14 protein-coding genes are annotated in these 13,368 nt (G+C 43.3%); 3 read left to right on the plus strand and 11 right to left on the minus strand.

The window, feature by feature from the left end; translation table 11 throughout:
- Window positions 1–12: 12 nt before the first annotated feature.
- From AC58VC_RS11775 to AC58VC_RS11790, 4 genes are all read right to left on the minus strand, one after another.
- Window positions 13–1,779, minus strand: coding sequence for a methyl-accepting chemotaxis protein (locus AC58VC_RS11775; RefSeq protein WP_497368924.1), 1,767 nt, complete (start codon window positions 1,777–1,779; stop codon window positions 13–15).
- 167 nt (window positions 1,780–1,946) lie between these two features.
- Window positions 1,947–2,321: a hypothetical protein gene (locus tag AC58VC_RS11780; RefSeq protein WP_497368925.1), complete on the minus strand. Its 375-nt coding sequence runs from the start codon at window positions 2,319–2,321 to the stop codon at window positions 1,947–1,949.
- Window positions 2,311–2,481 (minus strand): hypothetical protein, encoded by a 171-nt coding sequence (locus AC58VC_RS11785; RefSeq protein WP_497368926.1) that lies wholly within the window; start codon window positions 2,479–2,481, stop codon window positions 2,311–2,313. Before AC58VC_RS11785 ends, AC58VC_RS11780 begins: the two co-directional genes overlap by 11 nt.
- Before the next feature lie 223 nt (window positions 2,482–2,704).
- Window positions 2,705–2,890 carry a hypothetical protein gene (locus AC58VC_RS11790; RefSeq protein WP_497368927.1) on the minus strand — a complete coding sequence of 62 codons (186 nt, stop codon included), beginning with the start codon at window positions 2,888–2,890 and terminating at the stop codon, window positions 2,705–2,707.
- 74 nt (window positions 2,891–2,964) lie between these two features.
- On the opposite strand from AC58VC_RS11790, the gene AC58VC_RS11795 reads away from it, so the two are divergent.
- Entirely contained in the window at window positions 2,965–5,271 is a 2,307-nt protein-coding gene (locus AC58VC_RS11795; RefSeq protein WP_497368928.1) for a sensor histidine kinase, read from the plus strand.
- 14 nt (window positions 5,272–5,285) lie between these two features.
- Window positions 5,286–5,933: a response regulator transcription factor gene (locus AC58VC_RS11800; RefSeq protein WP_497368929.1), complete on the plus strand. Its 648-nt coding sequence runs from the start codon at window positions 5,286–5,288 to the stop codon at window positions 5,931–5,933.
- Window positions 5,934–6,054: 121 nt separating this feature from the next.
- Here AC58VC_RS11800 and AC58VC_RS11805 read toward each other — a convergent pair whose 3' ends face one another.
- The 7 genes from AC58VC_RS11805 to AC58VC_RS11835 form a co-directional block, all read right to left on the minus strand.
- Complete coding sequence (locus AC58VC_RS11805) at window positions 6,055–6,777, minus strand: nucleoside phosphorylase (RefSeq protein WP_497368930.1); 723 nt, start codon at window positions 6,775–6,777, stop codon at window positions 6,055–6,057.
- Between the two features lies 1 nt (window position 6,778).
- Complete coding sequence (locus AC58VC_RS11810) at window positions 6,779–7,456, minus strand: sulfite oxidase-like oxidoreductase (RefSeq protein WP_497368931.1); 678 nt, start codon at window positions 7,454–7,456, stop codon at window positions 6,779–6,781.
- A gap of 21 nt (window positions 7,457–7,477) precedes the next feature.
- On the minus strand, window positions 7,478–8,401 hold the full coding sequence (locus tag AC58VC_RS11815; protein ID WP_497368932.1) for an ABC transporter permease: 924 nt from the start codon (window positions 8,399–8,401) through the stop codon (window positions 7,478–7,480).
- Window positions 8,385–9,452, minus strand: coding sequence for an ABC transporter permease (locus AC58VC_RS11820; RefSeq protein ID WP_497368933.1), 1,068 nt, complete (start codon window positions 9,450–9,452; stop codon window positions 8,385–8,387). Before AC58VC_RS11820 ends, AC58VC_RS11815 begins: the two co-directional genes overlap by 17 nt.
- Entirely contained in the window at window positions 9,445–10,944 is a 1,500-nt protein-coding gene (locus tag AC58VC_RS11825; RefSeq protein WP_497368934.1) for an ABC transporter ATP-binding protein, read from the minus strand. The genes AC58VC_RS11820 and AC58VC_RS11825 overlap by 8 nt, the downstream gene beginning before the upstream one ends.
- Before the next feature lie 90 nt (window positions 10,945–11,034).
- Window positions 11,035–12,066 (minus strand): BMP family lipoprotein, encoded by a 1,032-nt coding sequence (locus AC58VC_RS11830; protein WP_497368935.1) that lies wholly within the window; start codon window positions 12,064–12,066, stop codon window positions 11,035–11,037.
- Window positions 12,067–12,289: 223 nt separating this feature from the next.
- Window positions 12,290–12,559, minus strand: a complete 270-nt coding sequence (locus AC58VC_RS11835; RefSeq protein ID WP_161406248.1) for a late competence development ComFB family protein — start codon at window positions 12,557–12,559, stop codon at window positions 12,290–12,292.
- Window positions 12,560–12,859: 300 nt separating this feature from the next.
- Between AC58VC_RS11835 and AC58VC_RS11840 the strand changes: the two genes are divergently transcribed.
- Window positions 12,860–13,363 (plus strand): metal-dependent hydrolase, encoded by a 504-nt coding sequence (locus AC58VC_RS11840; RefSeq protein WP_497368936.1) that lies wholly within the window; start codon window positions 12,860–12,862, stop codon window positions 13,361–13,363.
- Window positions 13,364–13,368: the final 5 nt, after the last annotated feature.

The raw sequence follows: 13,368 nt of genomic DNA on the forward strand, positions 1-13,368 counted from the left end.
CGCCGAAATCAATTAAACCTTGATTTGCTCGATCGACTTCCGCATTTCATCTGTAAGTCCGCTTAACGCATCTGCCGAATCTGCGATTTCCTGGGCAATTTTGAGCTGCTCATGGGTCAGCTTATGGATATTCGACGTGCCGTCCGATGACGATTTCGCAATATGCGCGATATCGACAACAGAGGCTGCAACTTCCTCGGAGCCAGCGGACATTTCTTCTGTTACCGAAGATATCTCTTGAATCTGCTGAGATACGAAGCGGAATTGTTCCACAATATGACGGAAAAACTCTTCTGCTTTTTTGGAAAGCTCCGCACCCGTTTGAATCTCCCTCCGCCCTGCTTCCATCGCCTCTCCCATTCGCTCAATCTCGCGATGAATATTTTGCAATAAAGACGCGATAAGCTTAGCCGATTCTGCAGCGTGATCCGCTAGCTTACGTACTTCTCCGGCTACTACCGCGAAGCCTGCTCCATGTTCTCCGGCTCTCGCAGCTTCGATTGATGCATTCAAGGCGAGCAATTTCGTTTGCTCCGAGATATCGGAGATGGAAGATAAGGCAATGCCGATCTCCTTTGAATGACCGCGAAGGGTAGCCGCTCGATGGAGTGCTTCTTCCGTAGCCGTGGTAATCGTCACGAATTGTCCATTCATATTCTGAACGATCGATTGCCCCGATTGTGCACTTTGCAGTGCGTTGCCTGATGCATCAGCAACAGTCAAGGATGCTTCGGATATCCGGTGGATAGCCGTTGCCATTTCTTCCATGGAGCGAGCGCTCTCATTGGTACTGAATTGTACGGTATTTGCACCATCAGCCACCACTTGGAGTGACGTATTCACATTCGTATTCATCTCCAGCAAACGATGAGCCTGTACATTGAAATGCTGGGTGGTTACCACAAACTGCTCCGATGTATGCGAAACATTGGATACAATCGTACGAAGCATATCATTGATGTCATTAGACATTTTCATCATCGCTCGATAGACCAAACCGATTTCGTCGATAGAGTTGACCGGGTTAGCAGCTAATTGCTTCCTTGCGTTTAAGAAATCTCCTTTAGCTATGCTCTCCGCACCTGCCCCAATCCACTGCAAAGGACGTAGAGCACGGGATACAACAAGCATAACGAGTCCAAGTCCAAGAATTGTGAGAACAAGCATAAGTCCATAAATCGGCAGATTGCTTTTCAGGACACTGGAGGATATTTGCTCCGTCACGCCTGCCTCGGTATCAATACCAAGAACAGCAATGACTTTGCCCTCGGCATTTTTCACAGGTGAATAGGTTGAAATGTATTTGCCGTATTTCGGATTATCGATAATCGCTGAGCTTGCCGAAACGCCTTTCAACAACGTTTCAACTTCAGTTGCAGCTATGTCCGTCTCCTCATTGATTGGAGAAGCGACGTCCGAGCCCTTAGGTTGTCCATCAATCATGATGAGGGGTCTCTTCTGATCATCGAAACGCACCACATAGACATATAGCGCTCCAATTTGCGTACGATATGTGTCCAGTTGCTGTCTTATTTGCCAATAGAGATCATTTTCCTTAGGATCTTTCAAAAATTGTTCTAATTGACCAATGTCCATGCCTTTGGTATAGCTATCTGAAAGCCTTATACCGTAACTGGATATCGCCTCCATCCCCGCATGCTTGGCGTTTCGAAATTCCATTGTGATATAACCAGCAGACAATGCCAAAATAACGATCATGACAGCGGCTACAATACGAACCACCAAGTGTTTTCTGAACCAACGAACACTATGTAACATATGATATCCCCTTTGTCGTCAACATCTTTTTCGATTGTTTTCGACAATTGTTTTCGACAATGAATTGGAAAATCCTTCTTCCACCCATACTAATTTAGTTCCAAAGTCCTCGTAAATAAAAAATGATCAGACAGAATTGCTCTGCCCAACCATTTTTGAGATATATATTAAGATTGTAAATCCGTATATTCACTGTTATCAGACAACCGTCCCAAGAAGGTCACGACGATCATTTTATATTGCGAATGGCCTGCCTGAAGCTCATTTGCTTCGATCAGTTCGAATTCAGCTACCATTTCTACATCATCATCAATGATAAACATCGTCGGTTCATTGCGGCTACTTGGTTTAATTCGTTCGTCTTCAAGTTTCTTGCGTACAAATAAGTTAACCTCTTCGAGATTCGCTTTTTCATGCGTAACGCGTTCCCCAAAGCGGGAATGAGCATGACCGGTTACGACGAGGTCAGCGATTTGTTTACCTGAAAGTTCAGCAGCGAAAGGCTCGTAAGTACTCCACCGATTCATCTTCTTATCGCTCATTCCCAGTATTCCACCGATGATTGGCTTCGATGAGATCCATCATCTTTTTCATGGAAATTTGGATTTGTTCTTTTGAGGGCAGAGAAAGCGTGCTGTAGGTTTGATTAACAACATCCGTTAACACCGTATCAAACATACATTCAAACTGTTCGTTATTCATTATGAAATCCCTCCTTATTTACATGATTCTGGAAAATTACCTACTTACATCATATATCGAAGCGCTCGGAATATCAGCGCAATAATTATTTTCGTAAATACACCTCTGACTCTCAAAAAAACGCACATTTTATTGCGCAAAAAAAAGATTACAGCTAGATTTTAAAAATCTAATTGCAATCTTTTTGAGAGATTTGGTAAAATCAAGTAACAACATTATTTAATTAAAACCAAAATTCTTCTTTCGGTTCGTTTTTCCTAGAATTGGTAAACGTTTTCATAATTGCCTGTTTTTCGGGATCTGAGACACCAGTCAGACCTTTAAGTGCAGACAATCTCTCGCTCAAATCCAATTTTTTCAGAGAAGCAATTGTTGTTGATAAATCTGGTGACCATGTTGCACTAATCATACACATACCCCCTTATTGACCTAAGTTAAGTAACATCTGCTATTATAGCAGTCATTGAGAGGAAGATATAGTGGTTGAATCACAAATTATATAAAATTCTTCTATCATTTTGTTTGGTAGGCATGCAGATCTGGTTTTTATTTGTCACCTTTCAGCACACGTTTTATGGGATTCAGTTAGAAAGAAATGAGCAAATGGAATGGCGTATCAAGTCGTTTCAAATTGAACAAATCCAGCTGGATCTGGGGCTTCGAATTGGCGACAAAATTATATACGTGAACGGAAAAGACCCTAACGAAAATAAAATTGTCCGAAAATGGGCCACGATCGAGCAAGCTAATACGATTACTTTCACCAGGAATGGCCAGCAAGCAACGATTTCATTAGAAGAGATCGTTCAACCTGCCTTTGACTTTATCTCTTTGTTTGGAGAAATTATTTGTCTTTGTATCTCATTTATGATCTTGTGGAAAATTCCCCATTCCAAATCAGCTCGTCTGCTATCGCTTGTCTTTCTCATTATAGGTATCATTTTCATGTGCATCCCCCCTTCCGCTCGCGGAGATAGTTTGGCGAAAGTGCTGATCAGTAATCTTGTCATGATCATGCCGTTTGTCTTTGCTCATTTTCTAACGTTGTTTTTCAAAGAAAAGAGCGGAGTCTCACTGCCGACCACCTATTTGAAATATGTATATAGCTTTATGCTGCTCAGTTTTATTGGAAGATGCATCTATTTCACGCCGCTGGACACATACAAGTTTTATATACTAGACTATCTTTCTGTCCTACTTTTATTCTTGTGCGGATTCTTACTAAATATCGGATTGCTATTTTATGTGTATTTCAAATATCGCAGGGAGAATTCTTCCATTCAAGCCATCATTAAGCTTGTCTGGTTCGCCCTCTTTATTTCGACCGCACCGTTAGCTTTTCTATCCTTTCTACCTATTTTGTTCACAGGCGCGCCGCTCGTTAAATCACTGTACACCGGATATTTTGTCGTGTTATTTCCGTTATCGTTCACTTATATGATCGTAACCAAGCAATTGTTTGATATTCATATTTTACTTCGTCGAATTGTGTATACGACGCTTATTTCGATGGTTCCCAGCATACTAATCGTTCTCATGATTGCCTTGATTTTCAGCAAAGAAGTCACCGTGAAAAATATGTCGCTAAGCTTTTTATTTATTTTAACTACGATCTCCTTCTTGCTTTATGTACTTGAATATTTCGTAACAAAGCTGGATGCCATCATGTTTCCAAAAAAGTTTTACTTGCAGCTTGCACTAAAGAAAATTGCAAGAAATTTGCGGACAATTACGAGTTTTCGTGAATTAAAAGATATCATTCTAGTAGACATCGTAAGTACACTCAACGTCTACGGTGGCGCTATCGTTTTTCAATATCCGAATTCCATGGAAACCATTGGCGAGGGAGTTTTGAATTTAAACGAAATCGAACAATATCTGCGCGAAAATCGATTGGATGACTCGAAGTATTCTATTTTTGTTATTAATCAAAACGAAGAGTATTCCTGCTATTTAGTCACGGCAAGGAAAAAGACCAACACCCTGCTTAGTCTAGAGGAACGTCAGTGGTTAAGTCTGATCATCTCTTATTTGGCTGTAAGCTTGGAAAATATCTATCTGATCCGCAAGCTAACGGTCAAATTACATGATTTAGCCTCTCAAATTCCCAATGAAGAGGCCGGGCAAGACGTTGTTTGGCTTCGTAAATCGCTTTTTGAACTACAAGAACAAGAGCGATATAGAATTGCTACGGATCTGCATGACACGACTATGCAGGACATTTTATTAGTGCGTAGAAGATTAATATCTTTTATCAACAATAACGAAGATAAACAGCAGGTGATTCAAGCTATCAAGCATCTGGATTTGGTCAATGAAAGCTTACGTCAAAGCTGCTTCGAGCTAAATCCACACTTGCTTCAAAATATTGGTTTAATTCAAACCATTCAAGCAACATTGGATCTGGATATTGGGTTAAATGAATATGAAACTGAGTTCCAAGTTGAAGGAGCATTAATGATTGAAAGGCTCGATATCGATATCAAGAAGCACTTATTCCGTATCTTTCAAGAGCTTATGCACAATGCCAAGAAGCATTCAAATGCTTCTAACGTCATCATTAAATTAACTGTCGTTGAGAATTACTTGTGTTTATTTTATAAGGATGATGGGATTGGTATAGATCCACAAGCCCTCGCCAAGGACAAAAGGCTTCTAACGATTGCTAACTCCGGCTTTGGATTAGAACAGATGAAAAGCCGAGTCTTACATTTGAGTGGACATCTAGAGCTTCTATCAGATAAGGGAAGCGGCGTTGAGCTTACCATTCGGATTCCCATACCTACTTAGGAAGGAAGTACTGCATGAACAAGCAATCAAAAATTTTAATTGTAGATGATCACCCATTAATGGCTGAAGCAACTTCCAGTACTTTAATGCAGATTGACGGCGTGCAAATTGTTGGAATTGCCGGTAATGCCAAACAATGCCTAGAACTCATGGACTTGCATGTACCGGACATTGTATTTCTAGACTTTAATTTACCGGACCAGTACGGTGATGAAGTTGCCAAAATCATCAAAGGAAAATATCCTACAACACATCTAGTGATCTTCTCTGGCATCGAATTATCCCATCTCTACAATCATTTGATTGGGCTGGAGGTTAGCGCGGTAATTTCAAAAGAATCCAGCGGGACGCTCATCAAGAGCTTAGTAATCCTCTTGATGGAGAACTTTACGGTTGTACCTGTTCCTGTTTTTCACAAAATGAGAGTATCAAGCGGGAATTTGCATCAGACGGATTTATTGGACGATGATGAAGTAAATATGATGACGATGATCGTTCAAGGCTTAACCAATGAACAGATGGCAGATGAAGTCCATATGAGCAAACGTACAGTCGATAATTATGTTCGCAAAATTTACGAAAAACTAGGCGTCAAATCCCGTGCGCAAGCGGTCGATAAGTTTAATCAGTTCAAGCACATTTTCGATGTTAACCGCAGATAAGGGAATAAGATGCTTCAGCCTACAGATGGAAACGGGGTGAATTAGGGACTTATGCAGTAGTATGAATGTTAAAAGAGGCCAACCAGCTTAAGCTGATTGACCTCTTTTCTATTTCACCATGCTACTGGTTCAGTTTGACAATGGCACGTATAGCGGCTTCAATCTCCCGCTCAACAGCAAGGGAAACCACGTCCGTGTGGGGGTTATATACTTCTCTCAGATCCGCATCTGCGTAACCATCCAATGCGACAATCGCTCCTGCACGCACTCCGCGGAGCGATGCAATGACGTATAACGCAGAGATTTCCATCTCAACGGCCAAAGCCCCTGCACGCTTATATTTCTTGTGAGGGAATTCCTCCACACCTTGGAAGAAGGCATCCAAAGTAACTGTAATCCCCTTCTTCACAAGACCGTCCGTCTCGCTTGCAGCTTCAAACAGCGCTCGTACAACGTCTGAGTCGGCTACTGCGGGGAAGCCTAGCGGTACTAGCTGACGGGTCAAACCGTCTTCCCTTACCGCAGCAGTGCTTACCACCAAGCTTCCTGGAGGGACGTCTTCTGAATAAGAGCCCGCTGTTCCAACACGAATCAACGTCTTTACGCCGCCTTTGATCAACTCTTCAAAGCAGACAGCTGCTCCTGGAGATCCTACGCCATGACTGACCACGGTTATGGCTATGCCAGATGCTTCGCCGACGAAAGTCCGATATTCCCTGCTAAAAGCAAGCTCGCGAACGTTGTCCAGCTTGCGTGCGATTGCTTCTGCTCGGAACGGATCTCCACAGACAATCGCGAATGGACTCAAATCCTCTGAATTTACCTGTAAAATGGATAATTTCAATTTAATCGAACTCCTTTCTGACCCACTCGTCTTCCGGAATCGGAATGGCTTCCCCTGAGAATCGCTGTTCTTCAAAAGGGTCAGCTACATTATGGAAACCATTGCGTTCCCAGAATCCTTCACGGTCTTCCTTCATGAATTCGATGCCCTGAATCCATTTGGCGCTTTTCCAGAAATATAAATGCGGTACTACAAGACGCAGCGGCCACCCATGCTTAGGCGTAAGCGGTTTGCCGTCATAGCTCATGGCAAGCAAAATCTGATCGCCCATAAGGTCTTCGAGTGGAACATTCGTTTCATACTCATTATCTGCATGCAGCATGACGTACTTGCCTTCTGGTTTTACGTTGATCAGCTTAAGGAAATCTCGAAAGAGTATGCCTTCCCAAACCGTATCCAGCTTGGACCAACGCGTTACGCAGTGAATATCACAAACGATTTGCGTTCGAGGTAACGCGAGCAACTCTTCGTAGCTAAACGTTTTCTCCTCCGTAACCTCACCAAACACACGTAACGACCACGTGGACATATCATACTTCGGCACTTCACCTTCGTGAAGGATCGGAAATCTCTCAGTGACAACCTGTCCAGGCGGGACCCTGTCTGCAATCTCCTGGGGAACCTCTACAGCAGGAATACTCATCCGCTTGATACGTTCAGCTTTGCTATCTTTGTTCATCTGTCATCCTCCGTTTCTTCCTTATCGGGAACTGCCATTCGCCTTCTGTGCATCAGCCAAATAATTGCTTCTCCGGAAGAAAAGCATAGCCAGCAGCGTCACAACGTAAGGCAGCATTTGTGTGAAATGGGTGGGCAGGGAGAAGCCCTGCAATCGGATACTAAACGCATCCATCAAACCGAATAACAAGCTGGAAGCCATGACACCGATCGGATTAGCTTGCCCTAACATCGTTGCTACAAGCGCAATAAACCCTCTTCCAGCTGTCATCCCTTCTGTAAACATCGTCACTTGCCCCAGCGAAAGCTGAGCCCCAGCCAGTCCGCAGAGCACTCCGCAGATAAGCACAGCCAAATACTGCATCCGATTTACCTTGATCCCAATGCTTTTGCTGGCAACCGGATTCTCACCAACCGCGATCAATCGGAATCCGAGTACGGACTTGAACAGGAAATACTGCAGGACAAATACAAGGATAAAGGCCAAATAGACAAGCGGTGAATGCCCGGAAATAATCTCGCCGACTATGGGAATATTTTTGATAAACGGAATATCCCATTTCGGCAGTCCGATCATATTTTTATCATAGAAAGCGCCTTTGACATGAAAAATCGCTCTTAAGCTAAACGCAGTCAACCCCAGCGCCAGGAAATTAAAAGAAATACCAACTACAATGACATTCGCTTGCAAATGAATACTTATATAAGCAAAAATCAATGAAAAGAGCATCGTGACCGCAACGGCAATAAGAACAGCTGCCAACACATTGCCTGTGTAAAAATTGCCTACTATCGCCGAGAATGCCCCGACTAAGACGAAACCTTCCAAACCCACGTTAAACAAGCCGACTCTGGAACAAATCGCCCCACCGAGTGCAGCAAGCAGGATTGGTGCCACCATCCGAATCATCGAACTGAATAAAGACACATCAAGAAGATGCTGCATCGCCTTTACCTCCTTTCCGTCGTTTCCAAAGGGTATAACTGAACTTCGCTGTAACGAACAAGATGAGCAAAGACTGAATAACACTTGAAATCTCTAATGGAATGCTCGTATTTCGCTCAACACCCATACCTCCGGTTTGCAAAGCTGCAAGAAGTACAGACGCAATTGCTGTACCTAATGGATGAGCGCCTGATAGCAGGGTTGCCATAATGCCAGACCACGCATAACCAGGATTCGTTATCATTCCATCTGTGTAGCGATACTGCATGCCGAGAACCTCGATAGCACCAGCTAGCCCAGCAAAACCGCCACTGGCAAACATGCTGGTCAGCATCACTTTCCCTCTATTCACGCCCCCGTATCCAGCAAAAAGCGGATTGTATCCTAACATCCGAATTTCATAACCTGCAACCGTATATTTAATAAACAAATAGAGGAGGACAGCGAGAGCAATCGCAATAATAAATCCGCCGTGAATACTCATCCCTTGAAATAATTTGGGCAGCCATACCCCTTTCTCAATCATCATCGTTTGAGCGAGAGCAGCTGAACCTGTTTTATCTTTAAAAGGATAGGCGACCATATAGCCAGCAAATAAAGCAGCTATGTAATTCATCAGCAGTGTTGTAATGATCAAATTCATTCTGAACTTGGCGTCAAGCCACCCTGCAAAAGCCGACCAAATGCCGCCGGCAATAATTCCGCCCAGTATAGCTGCTAACAATTTAAATAGTGCAGGCCCAGGCAAATACAGAGCGATCATTGCGCTGGATAATGCGCCCAGAATCATCTGTCCTTCTGATCCCATGTTGAAAAAGCCTGCACGGAAAGCAATCGATACGCCTAAACCTACCAAAATCAGCGGCGTCGCCCGGGTTAGCGTATTCGTAATGAAAAAGAAATTGCCGAAAGCACCTTTCCACATCTGTGCATATGTGTCAATAATGGATCCGCCAATCAAAGAAATGGCAATGGCACCGCCAACTAATCCGATGATGACGGCAAGCAGCGGTTGGACCCAAGCGCTTATAGGAAACCGACTTTTAAGCATGAGAAACTCCTCCCGCCATCCACAAGCTAATCTGTTCCTCCGTTGCCTTCTCTGCAGAAATCTCGCCAGCTATTCGTCCTTCGTACATGACAATAATGCGATCCGATAGTTTGAGAATTTCTGTTAGCTCCGAGGAAACTAATAATATCGCGCCCTGTTCGTCACGTTTGCGAAGCAATTCTTCATGAATCAGCTCCATAGCTCCAATATCAACGCCACGAGTGGGTTCTGCTGCAATAAGAAATGGTTGTTTCTGCGCAATTTCTCTAGCTACGATCAGCTTTTGCAGATTACCGCCGGATAAATATTTCACCTTCGCATCTTGTGAGCCTGCTTTAATCTGAAATTGCTGAATGAAGCCATTAACCATTTGTCGCAGCTCTGTTCCTTGTAAAAAACCTTTACGGCTGCGGGTTCTGTGATGACCCATCGTTCCGTTTTCTATGACAGTGCCCTCTTTGGCCGCACCCCATTGATAACGATCCTCCGGGACATGTGAAAGACCAATGTCTCTAATCTCCCGTACGGAGCGCCCCTTCAGACTGTCGCCAAGCAATCGAATTTCCCCGCGGTCAATTAATTGGAGTCCTGAAATAGCTTGAATGAGTTCAGATTGACCATTCCCTGAAATACCAGCGATGCCAACAATCTCCCCCGCTTTGACCTGAAAGCTGACTTGATCCAGCACAGGCTTACCTTTGTCTCCCATAATCGAAACATCCTTGACCTGTAGAACGGTATCACCAAGCTTCACTTTGCTTTTGGTCGTCGGCAGCAGATCCCTGCCCACCATCAGCTTGGACAATTCCTCTATATTGGTTGCCCCTGCATCCAGCTCCCCAGTTACTTTCCCATCACGAAGGACGGTAACCCGGTCAGCAATTTCCATCACTTCATGAAGCTTGTGGGTGATGATAATAAAGCTCTTTCCTTGGTTGGCTAAGTTTCTCATAATAACAAGAAGTTCCTTCGCTTCAAGCGGCGTCAGTACCCCCGTAGGCTCATCCAAAATAATAATATCTGCTCCCTGATACAGCACCTTCAGAATTTCCACACGCTGCTGCATTCCAAGAGGAATATCCGCCACTTTCTTATTCGGATCAATCGGCAAGCGATACTGCTCGCACAATGCTTCTACTTGCTTAACAGCCTTTTTGCGGTCGAATTTGAGCCCTGACTTAGGTTCATTACCAATAACGATATTTTCGGCAACTGTAAAAGAAGGAAAGAGCATGAAATGTTGATGCACCATGCCAATTCGATGACGGATCGCATCCGTAGGATTCGTGAAGGCCACTTCTTTGCCATTCAAAAGGATGTGGCCTGCCGTTGGCTGCTCCATGCCGTACAAAATACGCATTAGCGTTGTTTTTCCAGCTCCATTTTCCCCCACTAATGCATGAATCTCACCTTGACGCAGCGAAAAATCAACACTTGAATTCGCTGTTAAATTGCCATATGTTTTCATAATTTGACGCATTTGAAGCAGCATGACGGTTTTTCGCTCCTCTGTCTAGACATGAGGAAACTGTTTACGTCTCCGTAAACAGTTCCCAAGGTCGATATGAAATGATCGTGCTAATTATTTAACTGGATTCTCAACTTTCACTTTACCAGAAACGATATCATCGCGAATCGCTTTAACTTTCGTGACGACGTCTTGTCCAATGAACGGACTTAGTGTAGATTTGCTATCCTTGGTCACGAAAGTAAGACCAACGCCGTCTTCTTTCAAACCGTAATCAACGGATCCGAATTTAAACGTGCCATTTACGAAATCTTTCACCGTTTGGTAGGCCACGGCATCTGTTCCTTTTAATTGAGAAAGGACGATATGCTGTGGATCCGTTACTGTACGATCGATATCTTGTCCAGATGTGAAGAAGCCTTTTTCTTTCGCAGCTTCGAACACGCCTAGATCACCAACAGCAGAAGCGGCAGCAATGAAATCTGCACCTTGTGAGAATTGCGTTAACGCTAATTCTTTAGCTTTGGCTGGATCCGTGAAGCTACCTACGTAGTTAACGATGAATTTGGCATTAGGATTCGTTGACTTCAGACCTTCTTGGAAGCCAACTGTGTATTTCTTAATGAGCGGGATATCAAGTGCCGCAACCATACCTACGACATTTTTCTTAGTTGCAAGACCAGCTGCTGCGCCTAGCAAGTAGGAAGCTTCATGCTCACGGAAAACTACACTGCGAACGTTCGGAAGATCAACAACCGTATCAATAATTGCGAAGGATTTCTTCGGATTCTCAGCCGCTACTTTCTTAAGAGCATCTTCGGACTCGAAAGAGCTTGTAATGATGAGATCATAATTATCAGCAACAGCAGCGCGTAAATTTTGTTCAATAGCGCTTGCATCGGTGGATTCAACCGTTTTGACCGTAACACCAAACTCTTGACCTGCTTTCTTAACACCTTCATCTTCTTGTGCGAAAAATGGATTCAAACCAATCTTCTCTGGCGTAATAAGGATGACTTTCTTATCTGACTTAGCTGTAGCTGCTTTCGTCGCTTCAGCACTAGGTGCTGCTGTGTCTGTCTTTGCAGTTGCGCAGCCTGTTAACAGCACTGTAACAGCAAACATAGAAATTAAAGCTTTTTTCATGTGAATCTCTCCCCTTGATGAATATATTTTATATAGAATACTCTTTTGTATATCCTACTAAATAACTCGGAATTAGTCAAAGTATTTTTGTTCGACAAAGGTTAACGAATTATGTTCGAAATATACGAAACTCGTCGATAATTATACTATATTGTCGAATGACATGCCATATAAAAAAGCCAGTCCCCTGAAATGGAGACTAGCTCACTATTCAATATGGTTGCTAGACTTCATGATGCTGATGATCAGCGACAATATTCGCTGCTTCCATTAACTCACGCATGACATCGGACTGCAGCTGCGGGTTAATGTACAATCCTTTAACAAATAAAGTTCCCTTTTCACTTGACGTATATCTGGACGGGATTTTGTTTAAAACCAAAGCTAGCATATCGTCTTTACACTTATTGCAATCACATTTCAATTCATATTTTTTCTGAAACTCATCAAACATATTGACGACGATCGTTTCCATGGCATTAAAGACTGGCATCGGAGTTAGCCCCTTCACTATTTCAACTATATGTCTATTATAACGTATAAAAGTATATTCAAAAAGTGCTCATAGACTAGTAAGCCCCTCAATATTGACTCATGGTAGGTAACTGCTCCTAGTTCCAAACACCCTAATCTCGCATTCTTCCTACCAATTTGAAAGAAATGACCACACAATTCACTAGGATGTGATACGCTGTTTGTTGCATATGCTTCGTGTGAGCGAAATCCGACTAAAAAATCGCTTCGTCTCCGAATGCTATACAGTTATAAATAAATTAGACTTAGGGGTTAACTTATGCTGCAAAAAACACACAGTATTGCCGGTTTCATATCGGCAGAACTCGTACTCGCTTATCAACATGTAAGCTTTTTTTCATGGGACACGGCTGGAGCCCTCCTGCTGGGCTGCTTAGCAGGGACGCTGGCCGATGTCGACAAACCGGGCTCGACGATGGCCAAAGTTCTATTCCCATTGTCTGCCCTGCTTCGAATCCTGAAGGTGCGCCATCGGACGTTAACCCACTCCATTATCTTTATTCTTTTGCTGATGATGATCTCATTGCCGATGTCACCCTTGTACTTCTGGGTTTTCATTGTGTCTTACGCATCTCATCCCCTCATTGATTTGCTCAATGAGCGAGGCATTCAACTATTTTGGCCTCTCCCTATGAAAATTCGTCTGCTGCCAAAATTCATTGCCATTGATACTGGATCTACAAGTGAAACCGTATTCCGTTGGCTGCTTTTGGCAATCACCTTGTTGATCCCTTTTAAGCTTTATGTGTATCCCGTTCTTTAAAGAAA

Source organism: Paenibacillus sp. J22R67 (assembly GCF_059692175.1).